This window comes from Chryseobacterium sp. 2987 (assembly GCF_031456375.1).
Taxonomy (GTDB): domain Bacteria; phylum Bacteroidota; class Bacteroidia; order Flavobacteriales; family Weeksellaceae; genus Chryseobacterium; species Chryseobacterium vaccae.
Genome location: NZ_JAVDUN010000013.1, coordinates 1 through 16,634, shown reverse-complemented (window position 1 = coordinate 16,634; position 16,634 = coordinate 1). Strand labels below are relative to the sequence as shown.

The window sequence follows — 16,634 nt, the reverse complement described above, 5'->3', positions numbered from 1 at the left end:
TGAAATCATATATGTCACAAGAAATAAATCCAACCTACTCAGAAGATAATATCAGAACCCTCGATTGGCAGGAACACATCCGTTTGCGTCCCGGAATGTACATCGGGAAACTGGGGGACGGTTCCTCCGCTGATGACGGTATTTATATCCTCCTAAAAGAAATTCTGGACAACTCTATTGATGAGTTCAGAATGAAATCAGGGAAAAGAATTGAAATAAAACTGGATGACGGAAAAGTTACGATCCGTGACTTTGGCCGTGGAATTCCCCTGGGAAAGGTAGTAGATGCCGTTTCTAAAATGAATACGGGAGGAAAGTACGACAGTAAAGCCTTCAAAAAATCTGTAGGTCTGAACGGGGTAGGTACTAAAGCCGTTAATGCCCTTTCAGATTACTTCCGGGTAAGATCTTTCCGTGACGGAAAAATGAAGATGGCTGAATTTTCCAGAGGTCTCATCAAAGAAAACTATGATGAAAAAGAGACTTCGGACCGAAACGGAACCGAAATTTCCTTCATTCCTGATGGAGATATCTTCCTTCATTTCAAATACAGAAAAGAATATATCGAGAGAATGCTGCGCAATTATGCGTATCTGAATCCCGGGCTGAAAATTCTTTTCAACGGAGAAACCTATTATTCTGAAAACGGACTTAAAGACTTACTTGAAGAAGAACTGGAAAGCGAAATTCTATATCCTATCGTTCATTTGAAAGACAATGATATAGAGCTGGCCATTACCCATTCTGATAAATCCCAGACAGAGACCTATTTTTCTTTCGTAAACGGACAGAATACCACACAGGGGGGAACGCATCTTAATGCCTTCCGTGAAGCCTATGTAAAAACAATCCGTGAGTTCTTCAATAAAAGTTTTGATGCTTCAGATATCAGAAAATCCATTATTGCGGCTATCTCCATCAATGTAGAAGAACCGGTATTTGAATCACAGACCAAAACAAAGCTAGGATCTAATGATATGGGACCAAACGGGCCAACCGTAAGAACTTTTATCATTGATTTCCTGAAAAGCAAGCTTGATAATTTCCTTCATAAAAACCCTGAGATTGCAGAAGCGATCCAAAGAAAGATCCTCATCTCCGAAAGAGAAAGAAAAGAACTTTCCGGAATTCAGAAACTGGCAAGAGAAAGAGCTAAAAAAGTATCTTTACACAACAAAAAACTGAGAGACTGCAGACAGCATTATAACGATCAGAAGGCTGAAAGAAAAGGAGATACCCAGATATTTATTACAGAGGGAGACTCTGCATCCGGATCCATCACAAAATCAAGAGATGTAGAAACCCAGGCGGTATTTTCTCTTAAAGGAAAACCATTGAACTGCTATGGCCTGACCAAAAAAGTAGTATACGAAAATGAAGAGTTCAATCTTCTTCAGGCGGCTCTAAATATTGAAGAAAGCCTGGAAGACTTAAGATACAACCAGGTAATTATTGCAACCGATGCCGATGTGGATGGAATGCACATCCGTCTGCTGATGATTACATTCTTCCTGCAATTCTTCCCGGATCTAATCAAAAACGGACACCTCTACATTCTGCAAACCCCACTTTTCAGAGTAAGAAACAAAAAAGAAACAAGATACTGCTACTCAGAAGCGGAAAGGATAAAAGCTCTGAACGAATTAGGCAAAAATCCTGAAATTACCCGATTCAAGGGACTTGGTGAAATCTCTCCTGATGAATTTAAGCACTTCATCGGAAAAGATATCCGCCTGGAACCTGTAGTCGTAGGTAAAGACCAGACCATAGAGCAGCTGCTGGAATTCTATATGGGAAAAAATACTCCGGACAGACAGGTATTCATCCTTGAAAATCTGGTAGTAGAAGACACTGATATTGATAAAAAAGAAATCTTAGACGAAGCAGCAACCAGCTAAAAGCTGACAACCAAAGACACCAAACACCAAAATACCAAAATGAGACTAAGCAACCGCAACAAAGCATCTGTTTATAATTTTGTAAACACATTGCTGCTGATGATGGTCGTATTTGGAATCACTGCATTTTTATTAAATGAATACAGATTTCAGGCTGTAGGAAAGATAAGCTATCTATTGCTGATCGTTCCCATTCTAATCCTGGGAGTGTTTTATCTGAACGGAAGGCAGATTTTTGAATATGACAGCGACGGCGAAGCGCTGAACTTTAAAAACAGGAATATCATTCCTTTTTTGGATAAGCCTCTTCATGATGAATTTCCAAAATATAAACTGATAGAATATGAGATCGTGAGTATTTTCTTCCTCAAAAGATTATACGTAAAGATTACCAGTAAGAATAACGGTTCTACCATGCTTAAATATGATATCTCATATTTAACCAGAAAAGAAGTAAACGATTTAAAACTCTCTCTGAATAAAGTAGTAAAAACCAATAAAGAGAAAAACGATTAAAATAACAGATGACGACAGAAGAATTCTCCCATGAGGGCGAGAGCTTAAAGAAAGTCTCCGGACTTTATAAAGACTGGTTTCTGGATTATGCTTCCTATGTAATCCTTGATAGAGCCATCCCTTCAGTATTTGACGGTCTGAAGCCAGTACAGAGAAGGATCATGCACTCTATGAGGGAGCTGGAAGACGGGCGCTACAATAAAGTGGCCAATATCGTAGGAAACACCATGAAGTATCACCCTCACGGTGATGCCTCCATTACCGATGCCATGGTGCAGATCGGGCAGAAGGAACTCCTGATCGATACCCAGGGGAACTGGGGAAATATCTATACGGGAGATTCTGCGGCAGCAGCGAGGTATATTGAAGCCAGGCTGACCCCTTTTGCACTGGAAGTGGTCTTCAACCCTAAGACAACAGAATGGGCAAAGTCTTATGACGGGAGAAATAATGAACCCATAGACCTTCCCGTAAAATTCCCGTTACTTCTGGCTCAGGGAGTAGAAGGAATTGGAGTAGGGCTTTCCACAAAGATCCTTCCGCATAATTTCAATGAACTGATTGCCGCATCTGTAGCTCACTTGAAAGGAAAGAAATTTGAACTGTTTCCTGACTTTCTGACGGCGGGTTATCTGGATGTTTCAGAGTATAATGACGGGCACAGAGGCGGAAAAGTAAGAGCCAGAGCCAGAATTACCCAGACGGATAAGCATACTCTGGTTATCTCCGAGCTGCCGTTTTCCAAAACGACGAGTGACCTGATTGATTCTATCCTGAAAGCCAATGAAAAAGGGAAAATCAAAATCAAAAAGATTGAAGATAACACCTCAGATGCAGTCGAGATTCTTATCCATCTTCATAACGATGTTTCACCGGATAAAACAATTGATGCCCTGTATGCATTTACAGACTGTCAGGTAACGATTTCTCCGAACGCCTGCGTGATTGTTGGGGATAAACCAATGTTCCTGAATGTTTCAGAGATCCTGAGAATGAACACGGAGCACACCGTTTCGCTTCTTAAAAAAGAACTTGAAATAGAACTTCATGAGCTTCAGGAAAGCTGGCATTTCTCTTCTCTGGAAAGAATTTTCATCGAAAACAGAATTTACCACGATATTGAAGAGGTAAAAAGCTGGGATGAAGTACTGAAAACCATTGATGAAGGATTGAAACCTCATACCAAGCACCTTTTAAGAGCAGTAACAGAAGAAGATATTGTAAAACTTACTGAGATCAGAATCAAGAGAATTTCAAGATTCGATTTAGATAAATTTAAAGAAAATATAGCCGCCCTTGAAGGTAAAATAGAGCAGGTTAAATTCAATCTTGGCAACCTGATTGCTTATGCTATTGATTATTATCTGAACATTCAGAAGAAATACGGAAAAGACAGGCAGAGAAAAACAGAGCTTAGAATTTTCGATACCATTGATGCAACAAAAGTAGCCGTAGCCAATGAGAAATTCTATGCCAATTTTGAAGAAGGCTTTATCGGAACATCCCTTCGAAAAGATCAATACATGTTCGACTGTTCAGATATTGATGATATCATTACATTCAGGAAAGACGGAAGCATGAAAGTGGTAAAAGTGGAAGCCAAAACCTTTATCGGAAAAGATATTCTGCACGTTGCAGTCTGGAAGAAAAATGATAAACGTACCGTGTACAACATGATTTACCGTGAAGGAAAAGAAGGACCATATTATATGAAACGTTTCTTTGTTACTGCGGTAACACGAAATACGGATTATCCGCTGGCTTCTGATAAAAAAGGTTCGGAAGTCCTGTATTTCTCAGCCAATCCTAACGGTGAAGCTGAAACAGTGACTGTATTGCTGAAACCAAATCCAAGAATCAGAAAGAATAAAATGGAGATTGATTTCTCTGATCTTGCCATTAAAGGAAGAGATTCCAAAGGAAATCTGGTGACGAAATACTCCGTAAAGAAGGTTGATATGAAAGAAGAAGGCGTTTCTACGCTGGCTCCACGACGAATCTGGTTTGATGATACAGTGAGAAGACTGAATGCCGATGGAAGAGGAACCCTGCTGGGGAGCTTCAAAGGTGATGACCGAATTCTTACAATTAACACCAACGGTGAAGTAAAATTGGTCTCTTTCGATCTTGGTAACCGTTTTGATGACGAATATCTGGTTCTGGAAAAATGGAAGCCGCAGCAGCCGGTAACCTGCATCTATTATGATGGAGAAAAAGATATTTATTTCATCAAAAGATTCCTGCTGGAAAATACAGTGAATGTACAGACCTTTATGCCGTCTGAACATTCCAAATCCTTTATCGAGAATGTAATTGTAGCGGATGGAGCTTCAGCTGAGATCATTTTTGCCAAAGACAAAGGCAAAGACCGAGATCCTGAAATGATTAATATCGATGAGTTTATTGCTGTAAAAGGAATAAAAGCTATCGGAAACCAGTTTACAAAATTTAAAGTAAAAGCCATTAATATTACCATTCCTGAACCTCCTGAAGAAGAACCTGAAGTGTATGAAGAACCTGAAACCGGAGACGGGATTGTGGATGAAGACGGAGGGGTTATTGGAGATTTGTTCCAGGACGGTGAATCTGAAAATTAAGAATTAAAAAATTATGAGTATACCAGTTCTGGTCATTATTGCCGCAACCTGTTTGTTCAGCTACAGAGGCTTCAATGATGTTGCTTTATTTGAGAAATATAAATTCAATGTGGCAGCCATTGAAAACCGTAAGGAATATATAAGATTGATCAGCTCAGCATTTCTGCATGCAGATTTTATGCACCTGTTCTTCAATATGCTTTCACTGTATTTCTTTCAGGCTGCCGTAACCCATTTTTTTGGAGATATAGGCTTTCTGATCATTTATTTCGGTTCTATGATCCTTGGAAACCTGTTCAGCCTGTTGATCTATAAAAATCAGCCGTGGTATTCCGCTATCGGAGCATCAGGAGCTGTTTCCGGAATTATTTTTGCCGCTATAGCAATGGCCCCGAACGTTATTGAGGTGAACTTTCTTCCGGGTTGGATATTCGGAACTTTGTATTTTGGATACTCCGTTTACATGATGCTGAATCCTAAACAATGGGACAATCTGGGCCATGCCGCCCACCTCGGAGGAGCATTTTTTGGACTTGTATACGCCGTGGCAGTGCATCCGCAGCTGGCTGTGGAAAATATGCTTTATCTGGGAGCCATGTCGCTTCCATTGATTTATCTGTCTTACCAGATCTTTGTAAGGAAAAAAATAAGATAAAAAGCTATCTTTGATTAAAATATCAAAACCAATGAGCACATCAGAATTAAACCGTTTCATCGTTGTCTTAATCTATGGCTCATTGGTTTTGTTGTCTCTGCTGAAGCTGTCCAATCCGTTAAAAGTAAACCGGAAAGCCAATTTCTGGTTCGGAATATTTCTCTTTTTGTGGTCGAGTTTCTGGCTCGATGAGGTGTTAACGCTGGTGAAAGATGTTCCGGTGGAAATTCATTCCATCCTTTCTGTTCAGGTCGTACAGTTTCTTACCCCGATTATGTTTTACTTCAGTGTTTTGTTCTTCACCAATCCTTCTTTTAAATTTAAAGTAACAGACCTTAAGTATTCTATTCTTCCTGTCATTTTTCTGATTAATCTTCTGCTGCCACGCTTAGGTGTTGATAACAGCTCTTTTTTTCAGTTTGTTTTTATTGGGCTGATTCTCTTTCAGGCGTTATTTTATACAGGTCTGTCTTATGTTACCATCAGAAAGCACCAGAAAAGAATACAGCAGTTCTCTGCGAATACAGAAGGAATCAACCTGAACTGGCTGGAATATATTATTCTGATCATTTTTGTGATCAACATTATTTATGTAGTTTACAATCTGTCTTATAATTCCGTCTCCCTGAATTTCTTCATCAACGGGGCCTTTCTGCTCGTTATTTATTTTGTAGGCTATTATTCCCTGAAGCAGAAGGAAATCTATCCTGTAGAAGAAAAACAGCGCGAAGAACTGATCTCAATCAACAATGATTCCGATGAAGAGGAAATCAAACGAAAACTGATTCCAGATGAAGAGCTGCTGAAGATCAAAGGGCTTCTTGAAGAGGTTATGAACAAAAAGAAACCTTATCTCAACAGTGAACTGAACCTGATTAAACTTTCTGAACTTCTCTCAGTATCCACCCATCAGCTTTCTTATGTGATCAATACAGGATTTGGGAAAAACTTTTTCCAGTATGTGAATGAATACCGTATTGAGTATGCTAAAAAACTTCTGAAAGAGGCAGACAGTAAATTATCGATTCTGGGTATTGCTTACGAAGCTGGCTTCAATTCCAAAACTTCTTTCAATACCACCTTTAAAAAACTGACCAATCAGACCCCTTCTGAATATAAAAATGGTTCGGATTTATAAAGTCTTACGTTCTTGTTTGTTTAATGTGTTGATTTTTAATTGTTTGAATCTGTGTTTATTTGTGCTTTAAAATAGGTTCACGCAGATAATCCTGAACATTTCAGCACAGATTCCGGAATAGCTTTGTACCATAAATTTTGTGTTATGGATACCAAAGAATCATATGCGGTGGTTACAGGAGCAAGTCAGGGACTCGGAAAATCGTTTGCTGAAAACCTGGCAAAAAATAAGATCAATCTTATTCTGGTAAGTCTGCCGGGGCAGCATTTAAAAGAACTTTCCAAAGAGCTGGAAGAAGTTTACCGGATAAAGGTTCATTATTATGAAGTAGATCTCTCCGTGAACGAGAATGTTATGAAGCTTACAGACTGGCTGAATACTTCTTTCGAGATTCATATCCTGATCAATAACGCAGGACTGGGAGGGACCAAAAAATTTATTGATGCCACTCCGGATTATATCAATACCATTCTTCAGGTAAACGTTGCTGCAACTTCCCTGATTACACACCAGCTGCTTCCCAATCTCTTGAAACAGCCCAAAGCCTATATTTTAAACGTATCCAGTATGGCTGCGTTCTCTCCGATTGGCTTTAAAACTGTATATCCGGCCTCAAAAACCTTTATTCATTCTTTTTCCAGAGGACTGCACGAAGAACTGAAAGATACCAATGTATGTGTAAGCGTGGTAAATCCCGGGGCCATGAAAACCAATATTGATGTGCGCCGGAGAATTGAAAAACAAGGTTTTTTAGGCAGGCTTACTTTGCTGGATCCTGATAAAGTGGCCGCTTACTGTATTCGTCAGCTCTTTAAAAAAGATTCCGTTATTATGGTTAATCCAATTAGCTGGCTGATGATGAAAATCCTTCCGATCTGGATTAAGCTTCCCCTGATGACCAGTGCCATCAAAAAAGAAATCGAAGCATGAAAAAAGTTTTTGTAACCGGAGCCACAGGGCTTCTGGGAACTAATACCGTTATAAAATTATTAGAATATGGTTATTTTGTTATTGCTCTGGTGCGCAAGAAAAGCAGCTGGCTGGGTGAAGAAAATGAAAACCTCAGGTTTGTAGAAGGAGATTTGTTTTCAGATATTTCAGGACATCTGCAGGAAGTAGATACAATGATTCATATGGCCGCAGAAACCGCTCAGGATCTGCTGTATTATGAAGAATACAGAAAAATAAATTACGATGCAACGATTCATCTGTTTTCACAGGCGGATGCAGCCGGAGTAGGGACGTTTTTGTTTGTGAGTACAGCCAATACTTTAGGATATGGCAGCACAGAAGTGTGGGGGAGTGAAAAAGCACCACAACGCTATCCTTTTACCCGTTCGTTCTACGCCAAAAGTAAGCTGGAAACCGAAAATTATCTTCTTCAGCAGAACAGGACGACAAAGATTATCATTGTGAATCCTACTTTTATGATCGGAGCCTATGACCATAAGCCCAGTTCCGGAAAAATTATCTTCTGGGCTCTGAATAAAAAAATGGTCTTCTATCCAAAAGGAGGCAAAAATTTTGTACACGCAGAAGATGCCGCCAACGGGGTTATAAAAGCCCTTGAAAATGGACGAAATGGGGAAAATTATTTACTGGCCGGAGAAAACCTGAGCTATAAAGACTTTTTCAAAAAAGTAAACCAGGTGACCAACCGGAATCCTGTAATGATTCCTATCCCTGATTCGGGACTTGCATTTCTTGGTTATCTGGGAGACGGCCTTCGAAAACTGAAGATCAGAACCAGCCTCAGCTCTCCCAATATGAAAGCATTGCGGATCAATAATTTCTACTCCAACAGAAAATCTGCTGAGGAACTGGGAGTTCATTATCAGACTGTAGATCAGGCTGTGGAAGATGCGGTACGTTTTTTTGAAAAGAAAAATAAGTGATGAGATAGAAATTTATTATCAAATCATTTAGAGCCTGTGAAAATTTCTAATTTGATTTTTTGTATAACATTCAAATTTTTATCTCAGTCAGCCTCAATTCGGGATAAGAAAATCAGACTTATATTAAGTGTTATAATTGATGATCAATTTATAAATTTCTGTAAAAAAATATGATGTTATTTGAACTTTTTAAGTGCTCCTTAGGAGTACTCTGTTCATAGAATTTATACATGATCTAAGGTGAGCTCCGTAGGAGCGACCTGATAATTATATTGTATTAATATGCTGTTCTGATAAAACTTTAATACAGGCTCTTATTTTTCCTTTTCTTTTAAACCTGAATACTTTCAATTTTAATCTGATCCGTTAAATATTTTGGAAGCCTTTTTATAGCTTCTATCAGTTTCATCGAGTTGATCTTTCTTTCTCTTTTACTTTTGATGGAGTAATTACAGTTTAAATAGAAAAAATAGGCAGCAATTCTATTATAGTCATCGAGGTTTTTATCGCTAATCATGGACAAAAGCTGTGAGAGAAACAGTTCCACATCTTTTGATTCTGAAACAGCTTTTCCTAATCTTGAAACATCTCCAAAATAATGATTGTTTACAGGGTTTTCTATTCTGAATGTTATTCCAAACAAAAGATCAGGTACGTTGATATTAAGGGATTCCAGTTCTTTTATATAAGTTCCTCTTCTTTCTCTGGCGTATCCGGAATCGGAGACCCTTTCAAAACGGTCATTCACAATATCAAGATGCGATTTGAGAAACACTTCCCAATTGGCTGTTTCTGCGGATAAAAGGGCCATATATACTCCCTGCATTCTCGGTGCCGAATCCTGGCTGCAGTTGCCAATTAATTCTATTGACCTTAATTCGTCCAGCAATTTTTCTTTTTCCTGTTTTGAAAGTTTTTTCAAGTCTCCTTTAGGAAAAGATACACCAAATCTTTCACTTTTTGCATCTTCTTTGAATTTGGAAACAGAAGGGTCAATTAAACATTCAGAATAGATAATCTGCCGGGAATATTTAGGAGCCAGAGGAATACTTTTAAAGTTTTCGGGAAAGAAAAAACCGTAAATCTGTTCATCAGAATTTGAGCTTTTTTCCCAATAATTATAAGCCCATTTATTTTTTGAGGGTCCATTATACAGCTCTTTTGTATAATTGAACCCTATACTCGTCGCATAATAACCATTGACAGGAATTTCCCTGATCCGAATAATATCATTCCGCTCATCATCTTTTTCTTTTGATTTTATGATTAAAAGGTCTTTTTCAATGACCGCTTCCGGATATTTTCTGATGAAATCCTCAATAGGAATATTCAGGTCCATATCTTTTTTAGCCTCTGATACATTTCCTGTATCCATTTTTACAGCATATCCGATAGTATGCAGCTGGGAATAAAAAACTTTAGTCAGATCGCAGGTTTTATATTTTAAATTGAGCGAGTCGACAACTTTCCCAAGCTTGTTCATCGCGTTTTCACTGTAGATCAGGCCATTTTTATATTGGGTAAATTCCTGTGCGGAGAAAAAAGAACATAGAAGGCTTCCTGATAATAAACTTATTTTTTTCAGCATTATAGATGGTTTAGTTTTCCCAATAACGAGAGATTCGGACAAATTATTTTCCGATCCTGTAATTTTGTTATTCAGATAGTCTTTTAAGAGCATCCTCAATAGTTTCTGCAAAGTTGATATGCTTGGTTTTGTTGCTTTCAAAGATAAAATCCCTGATACTTTTACTTTCATATTGGCTGAAATCTCCTACAATGGCAAGTCCCATCCGGTAATTGGAGAACTTCTGAAGAATTTCGCCTGCAATTTTGGTTTTAAGGTCAAAAAAATCAGGCGTGATATTCTTTTCATAGATAATAACCTTGTCAAAGCCCTGGTAATAAATGTCCCCGAGAAGATCCAGACCATCTTCGGCCGATCTGATAAGGATTTCATCTGCAATTATTTCTGCAATTTTTACAGAACGGATTGAATGGGCAATAATTTTCATGGTGCAGTGTTTTTATTTTATTCCGAAAATAAAACGATTATTGTCTGACAGGTCTTTGATGAGTTGAGCTTCAGAGAAATATTGATACAGATCTAAGGTTTCCGGTCCTAGTTTCTGATTAATTTCTAAAAATAGAAATCCGCGGTCTTTTAAAAATTTTTTAGAATCTTCAGCAATTTTCCTGTAAAAAATCAAAGCATCCGCAACAGGGGAGAAGAGTGCCATTTGGGGTTCAAATTCCTTAACGGAATCTGCAATCTCGGTTTCTTCTTCAATTCCGATATACGGAGGATTGGAAATAATAATGTCATAATCACCATCCAGTTCTAAGTTGAGATAATCAGCATGAATGAAATTAATTTCCAGCTGATGATGTTCAGCGTTTCTTCTGGCGGTCTGCAGAGCTTTTCCTGAGAAATCAACTGAAGAGATCTCAGCATACGGAAAATGTTTTTTTAAAACCAGAGGAATAACACCACTTCCGGTTCCTATATCCAGAATTCTAGCCTTCTCAAGCCCTGAATGCCGGATTTTATGGATGGCTATTTCAAGAAGCTCTTCCGTTTCAGGACGTGGGATCAGGACATTTTCATCTACAAAAAAAATCATTCCGTAAAACTCTGTTTCGCCAAGAATCTGCTGATAGGGTCTTCCGGTTTTTAGTTCATGTATAACTTTTATAAGCTGTTCCTCATCAGCTTTAAGAAGCTCCTGATCTGAAAATCTTCGCTGATGAAACGAATCAAATCCAACAATTTTCTGAATAAATAGGGTCGTCAGAAAAGCACTTTCCGAATCGGTATACCATTCAGAAAGCTCAGTGCTGAAATATTTTTTGAATGCTGATATAGTCATTTATCTTGTGAAAACCAGTTTAGTATCTGTAGACTTTTCTTCATCAATCAGGTAGCCTTCATAATGGAATGCTTTCACATCATCAAGGGTCTGTGCATTGGTTTCTGCACAGAATCTTACCACAAGTCCTCTGGCGTGCTTGGTATAAACAACGATGGTTTTCAGCTTTCCTTCTTTTAATTCATAAAAATCAAAATCAATGACCCTATGGTTTAATTTTTTTCTGTCGATTACTTTACCATATTCATTGCTGGCCAGATGAAGGAGGATTTCTCCTTTTTTCATTTCCGAATTCAGCTGTTCTGTAATCTTTTCTCTCCAGAATTCATAAAGATTTTTATATTGATCGAATTGAAAAGGGCGTCCCATTTCTAGCCTGTAAAGCATTACTTTGTCCGAAGGCTTCAGCAGGCCATACAGCCCTGAAAGCATTCTGTAATTTTTCTGAAGATAGTCCACTGCTTTCTGATCCAGCGTTTTGGCATCAAGCCCTCTGTACACCTCTCCTGTAAATGCGAACATAGCCGGAGCGGATTCTTTAGCCGTGGGTTTTGCTTTCCACTTTTGGTTTCTTTCCCAGTTTTCATCCGCCAGTTTAGCCGAAATTTCCATCAGCTCGGAAAGGTATTTCGGTGATTTTTCTTTTAAATAAGAGTGTATAAATGCCGCATCTTCGATGAATTTCGGAGTAGTAGATCTCAAAAGATCTGTTGAATTCTCAACGTTCATCAATTTCGCCGGCGAAGTGATAATTTTCATAATGTTAAAATACAGATAAATGTTTAAAATCAATAAAATTCATCATCATCAAAGAAATAAAATCAATCATAAAATGACAGATGATCAGAATTTTAATATTTGAATATTTTTTATAAAACAAAGCAAAAACGGCTCCAATGAAGAAAGGAACAACAACCTGACTTATGGTTCCGTAAGTGCTGTGAAGAATTCCGAATACAATAGAAGAAACAATAACTCCTGAAACCGGACTGTTATATATTTTCTCAATTCTGGGTTGTAGATATCCTCGCATCAGAAATTCCTCAACCGCTCCGGCTGTAAAACACGTAAAAACGATTAACAAATAATTGTTTTTAAAAACCAAAGAAAGCTGAAGAAGTTTACCGCTGATTTCCTCATTCATTAAAAACCTGACCATTGCATTCAGAAAAGCACCACCGAAAGCACAGATACAATATAAGCTGATAATGGCTTTTGCATAAAATGAGACTGGATATTTTTTTTCTTTCCAAAGCAGAAAAGGACCTTTCTCTACAAAAATACCATAAAGAAATATGATCCCTAAAACGATCCATATGACGATCCTACTGATGAAAAAAATGTTTGCTGTAACACTTTTTGCGCCTGTGATCATACTGATGACAGGAAAAATATAGAGCATCACAGCAGCCAGAAGAACAAAAGTAAGCAGAATTCCTACAGAATATTTTCCATTAAGCTCCATAGCTGTCAACCTCGAACTTTGAATTTAAATCCTGAATTAAACAATACCCTTTCCCTGACGGATAATCTCCGGTTCTCCGGAAGTAAGATCCACAATTGTAGAAGCCACATTGTCTCCATACCCGGAATCAATAACAATATCTACAAGGTGGTCATATTTTTCCGCGATGAGTTCAGGATCAGTAGAGTATTCAATGATTTCGTCATCATCTTTGATGGAAGTAGAAGCAATAGGATGTCCCAGTTTTTCCACGATAAGCTGTGGGATTGGGTGGTCCGGCACACGGATACCTATTGTTTTGTGGTTTTTATAAGCCAGCGGCACACTTTTATTGGCTTCAAGAATGAAAGTAAAAGGTCCGGGAAGATGACTTTTCAGAAATCTGAAAACGGAGGTCTCTACAGGTCTTGTAAAGTCTGAAAGATGGCTGAGATCATTACAGATAATAGAGAATTTAGCCTTATCCAGTTTGATTTTTTTCATCTGGGCCAGTTTTTCCATGGCTTTAATGTCAAAAATATTACAGCCCAAAGCATACACCGTATCTGAAGGATAGATGATCAGTCCGCCGTTGTTGAGTGTTTTAATAACCTCATTCACAAGATTTTCCTGTGGATTGTCTGGATAGATTTTCAATATTTTTGCCATAGAACAAAGATACAAATAATAAAATAGTTTTTATAAAAGTCCTTTATTTAAAAGAAAAATTAGGATTTTAAAGAAAAAGTCGTACATTTGCAATCCAATATCGCGGGATGGAGCAGTAGGTAGCTCGTCGGGCTCATAACCCGAAGGTCATCGGTTCGAGTCCGGTTCCCGCTACTAGGACAGTGCTTTCGGTAAGCACTCTAAAAATACACCGCGGGATGGAGCAGTAGGTAGCTCGTCGGGCTCATAACCCGAAGGTCATCGGTTCGAGTCCGGTTCCCGCTACTAAGACAAAGTGAGAAGCAGTACTATACTGCTTCTCTTTTTTATTTATAACCTTGTATTTCAAATATAAGCGAAGCGGCCTTGTTTATCTTAAAAAATGCCCGATATTATTTCTCCTTGTTTAGCTTAGCGATTAATAAAAAAATCTCCCGTTTCAACTTTTTATTTCTTCAAAATGTATTTTTTCAAAATATCCACAGCAGTCTCCAGTTCTTTCTCATCCATTGAGGCAAAACCAAAACGGAAAGCATTCTGCTCTTCATCTGTACGGATAATTTCCAGGCCGGGAATTTGTGCCAGTTTTCGGACTGAATACTCGGAATTCAACTTTATCCAAATGGCCATTCCGCCAGAAGGAAGGGGATAAGAAACAGAATTCCCTAATTTTTCTTTTAATACAATATCTAAAAAATTCCTGCGCTGATGATAGATTTTCTTTGCTTTTTTAAGATGCCGTTTCAGCTCTCCCTGTCTGATTAATGAGGCTAAGGCATTCTGCATATAGCCGTCTCCGCCTACATCAATGAGTTTTCTTAATGCAATACATTGGGCAATAAAATTTTTTGGCGCGACCATAAAACCTATACGGAGTGACGGGTCCAGAATTTTTGAAAAGGAACCAATGTAAATAATATTTCCGCTATGATTACTACTTGCCAGCGGAAGATATGGAGAAGAGGTATAATGATAATCATAGTCGTAATCATCTTCTATAATGGTGAATGAAAACCGCATAGAGAGTTCCAGCAGCTTCATTCTGCGGTCTACACTGAGCGTTACGGTAGTTGGATAATGATGGTGGGGAATAACATATATAGCACTGATCTTTCTCTTCTGACAGAGGTCTTCAAGAAGATCTGTATTGATGCCGTGCTCATCTACGGGAATTTCAATAATAGAAGCACCGGTTTGTTTAAATACATCATTGGCTATAGGATAATTGGGTTTTCCTACGACAACAGCAGATTCTGGGCCTAAAAGAAGCTGTGCTGAAAGATAAATACTCATTTGGGCGCCATGAGTAATCAGAAGATGCTCAGGATTAATATGGAGACCTCTTGTTTCAGAAAGATAACGGGCAAGCTCTTCCCTGAGTTTTAATGTACCTTGTCCGGTACCGATACCCGCATTTTTAATGGTATGTCTTTTTGAAGTATAAGAGCGGTACGTTTTCAGGAGCTCATCAATGGGAGACAGCCTTATGTCCGGATGCCCGTCGTCAATAATAATATCAGGAACTGTATTCCAGGCGTCAGTCATTTCGGTTTCACGAATCATTTTAAACGGAAGATCAAAATTGTTCTGATAAGCAGGTAAAGAACCCGTGTGAGACCATTCCCTGGGTTTGAATACCGGGATCCGGTTCGACACAGCAGTATATTTTCTTGGAACAATAGTAATCCAGTCTTGGGCATGAAGTTCCTCGTAGGCTGCAATAACTGTTTTACGGTGTAGCCCTAGGGTACGGGCCAGCTCCCGGGTTCCGGGAAGATGGGTTCCTGCTTTTAAAGATCCGCTTCTGACGGCATTAATGACGGATACTGCAATCTGCCTGTAAATAGGCATACTGCTTTCTTTATCAATAATAATAAGGTGCTCAAATGGAAACATACTGGACTACTTGATAATTATAATCTGGAATACAAATGTAGTCCTATTTAGAAATATTTTTGCTCCAGTCAATTAAAAATAATTACGACAATGAATTACACCATTAAAAAAGCAGGTCTTGAAGATCTGAATGAAGCTGCAGAACTTTTTAATCTGTACCGTATTTTTTATCGTCAGGAATCTGATGTGGAAAAAGGAAAAGCCTTCCTGAAAGAAAGACTGCTGAACAATGAATCGGATATTTTTCTTGCTTTTGTAGAAGGAAAAGCCGTTGGTTTTGTACAGCTTTACAAATTATTCCATTACACGAAACTTCAGAAGCAATGGCTTTTAAGCGATCTTTTTGTGCATCCAGATCACAGAGGAAAAGGAATTTCAGTTGGCCTTATAGACAGAAGTAAACAATGGTGCGAGGAAACGGAAGCCTGTGGACTGATGCTTGAAACAGAGAAAACCAATGATATTGGAAATACACTTTATCCGCGCTGTGGTTTTGAATATGACGGACTACACAATTATTATCACTGGTGGGTAAGAAGTTAGAAGTAATAAATGTACATATAGGAAGCATTTTACATACCTTCATTAGTTATTTCTACGTAATCTAAGGTAGAATTACTTCTACAGAAAGTGTTGTTTAATTCTACAGGTTTTTTTGGATAAATACAGCCCGGAATCCTACTTTTGTACTGCTCTTGTCAATCAGAGGAAGACTGGTTTACAGAGTTTATTTATGTTTAATGGTCTCCGCCATCATTTTCTACTTTTTCCCGAATGTTTTTATGATTAGTACCCATAACTGCTTTCAGGCGGAGATCCTTTTTTAACATAATTAGTTCCCTCTACCAATCACAGAATTTACCGAAATCATAAGATCAGAAATGGGTTGTATGAATTTCGAATTAAGAGCAGGTCGCATTTATTTGTGACCTGCTTTTTTGTCATAAAAAAATCCTGCTTTCTTGGACTGCCCCCAAAAAGTTAGACACTTTTTAGGGGCATTTTTTTATGTATAGAAAAGAAAAATTTAGCGTTGCTTTCAAATTAGAATGTATT

The 16,634-nt window shown here is 38.2% G+C and carries 15 protein-coding genes and 2 tRNA genes; 10 read left to right on the top strand and 7 right to left on the bottom strand.

Going from position 1 to position 16,634, the window contains the following annotated elements:
* Positions 1–11: 11 nt before the first annotated feature.
* From J2Y40_RS22855 to J2Y40_RS22825, 7 genes are all read left to right on the top strand, one after another.
* Complete coding sequence (locus J2Y40_RS22855) at positions 12–1,898, top strand: DNA topoisomerase IV subunit B (protein ID WP_153393053.1); 1,887 nt, start codon at positions 12–14, stop codon at positions 1,896–1,898.
* 39 nt (positions 1,899–1,937) lie between these two features.
* Entirely contained in the window at positions 1,938–2,414 is a 477-nt protein-coding gene (locus J2Y40_RS22850) for a hypothetical protein (protein ID WP_153393050.1), read from the top strand.
* Positions 2,415–2,422: 8 nt separating this feature from the next.
* Positions 2,423–5,011, top strand: a complete 2,589-nt coding sequence (locus J2Y40_RS22845) for a DNA gyrase/topoisomerase IV subunit A (protein ID WP_153393047.1) — start codon at positions 2,423–2,425, stop codon at positions 5,009–5,011.
* Positions 5,012–5,024: 13 nt separating this feature from the next.
* Positions 5,025–5,666, top strand: a complete 642-nt coding sequence (locus J2Y40_RS22840; RefSeq protein ID WP_153393044.1) for a rhomboid family intramembrane serine protease — start codon at positions 5,025–5,027, stop codon at positions 5,664–5,666.
* Positions 5,667–5,697: 31 nt separating this feature from the next.
* Positions 5,698–6,804 carry an AraC family transcriptional regulator gene (locus J2Y40_RS22835; protein WP_153393041.1) on the top strand — a complete coding sequence of 369 codons (1,107 nt, stop codon included), beginning with the start codon at positions 5,698–5,700 and terminating at the stop codon, positions 6,802–6,804.
* Between the two features lie 144 nt (positions 6,805–6,948).
* Entirely contained in the window at positions 6,949–7,734 is a 786-nt protein-coding gene (locus tag J2Y40_RS22830) for an SDR family oxidoreductase (protein ID WP_153393038.1), read from the top strand.
* Positions 7,731–8,699: an NAD-dependent epimerase/dehydratase family protein gene (locus tag J2Y40_RS22825; RefSeq protein ID WP_310001595.1), complete on the top strand. Its 969-nt coding sequence runs from the start codon at positions 7,731–7,733 to the stop codon at positions 8,697–8,699. The genes J2Y40_RS22830 and J2Y40_RS22825 overlap by 4 nt, the downstream gene beginning before the upstream one ends.
* A 331-nt stretch (positions 8,700–9,030) precedes the next feature.
* Here the strand turns inward: J2Y40_RS22825 and J2Y40_RS22820 are convergent, their stop codons facing one another.
* The 6 genes from J2Y40_RS22820 to J2Y40_RS22795 form a co-directional block, all read right to left on the bottom strand.
* Positions 9,031–10,287, bottom strand: coding sequence for a hypothetical protein (locus tag J2Y40_RS22820; RefSeq protein ID WP_310001593.1), 1,257 nt, complete (start codon positions 10,285–10,287; stop codon positions 9,031–9,033).
* Positions 10,288–10,354: 67 nt separating this feature from the next.
* Positions 10,355–10,714 (bottom strand): DUF4180 domain-containing protein, encoded by a 360-nt coding sequence (locus tag J2Y40_RS22815; RefSeq protein ID WP_310001591.1) that lies wholly within the window; start codon positions 10,712–10,714, stop codon positions 10,355–10,357.
* Positions 10,715–10,726: 12 nt separating this feature from the next.
* Positions 10,727–11,569 carry a peptide chain release factor N(5)-glutamine methyltransferase gene (gene prmC, locus J2Y40_RS22810; RefSeq protein WP_153393026.1) on the bottom strand — a complete coding sequence of 281 codons (843 nt, stop codon included), beginning with the start codon at positions 11,567–11,569 and terminating at the stop codon, positions 10,727–10,729.
* On the bottom strand, positions 11,570–12,328 hold the full coding sequence (gene yaaA, locus J2Y40_RS22805) for a peroxide stress protein YaaA (RefSeq protein WP_153393023.1): 759 nt from the start codon (positions 12,326–12,328) through the stop codon (positions 11,570–11,572).
* A 4-nt stretch (positions 12,329–12,332) separates the two neighbouring features.
* Positions 12,333–13,034, bottom strand: a complete 702-nt coding sequence (locus J2Y40_RS22800; protein WP_153393020.1) for a CPBP family intramembrane glutamic endopeptidase — start codon at positions 13,032–13,034, stop codon at positions 12,333–12,335.
* 36 nt (positions 13,035–13,070) lie between these two features.
* On the bottom strand, positions 13,071–13,682 hold the full coding sequence (locus J2Y40_RS22795) for an L-threonylcarbamoyladenylate synthase (protein ID WP_153393018.1): 612 nt from the start codon (positions 13,680–13,682) through the stop codon (positions 13,071–13,073).
* Between the two features lie 101 nt (positions 13,683–13,783).
* Here J2Y40_RS22795 and J2Y40_RS22790 point away from each other — a divergent pair.
* Together J2Y40_RS22790 and J2Y40_RS22785 are read left to right on the top strand one after the other, a co-directional pair.
* Positions 13,784–13,856: transfer RNA gene (locus tag J2Y40_RS22790), tRNA-Met, on the top strand.
* 38 nt (positions 13,857–13,894) lie between these two features.
* Positions 13,895–13,967 (top strand) — tRNA-Met (locus J2Y40_RS22785).
* Between the two features lie 162 nt (positions 13,968–14,129).
* Here J2Y40_RS22785 and J2Y40_RS22780 read toward each other — a convergent pair.
* Positions 14,130–15,578 carry a PLP-dependent aminotransferase family protein gene (locus J2Y40_RS22780; protein ID WP_310001588.1) on the bottom strand — a complete coding sequence of 483 codons (1,449 nt, stop codon included), beginning with the start codon at positions 15,576–15,578 and terminating at the stop codon, positions 14,130–14,132.
* 90 nt (positions 15,579–15,668) lie between these two features.
* Between J2Y40_RS22780 and J2Y40_RS22775 the strand changes: the two genes are divergently transcribed.
* Positions 15,669–16,121: a GNAT family N-acetyltransferase gene (locus J2Y40_RS22775; RefSeq protein WP_153393012.1), complete on the top strand. Its 453-nt coding sequence runs from the start codon at positions 15,669–15,671 to the stop codon at positions 16,119–16,121.
* Positions 16,122–16,634 lie beyond the last annotated feature (513 nt).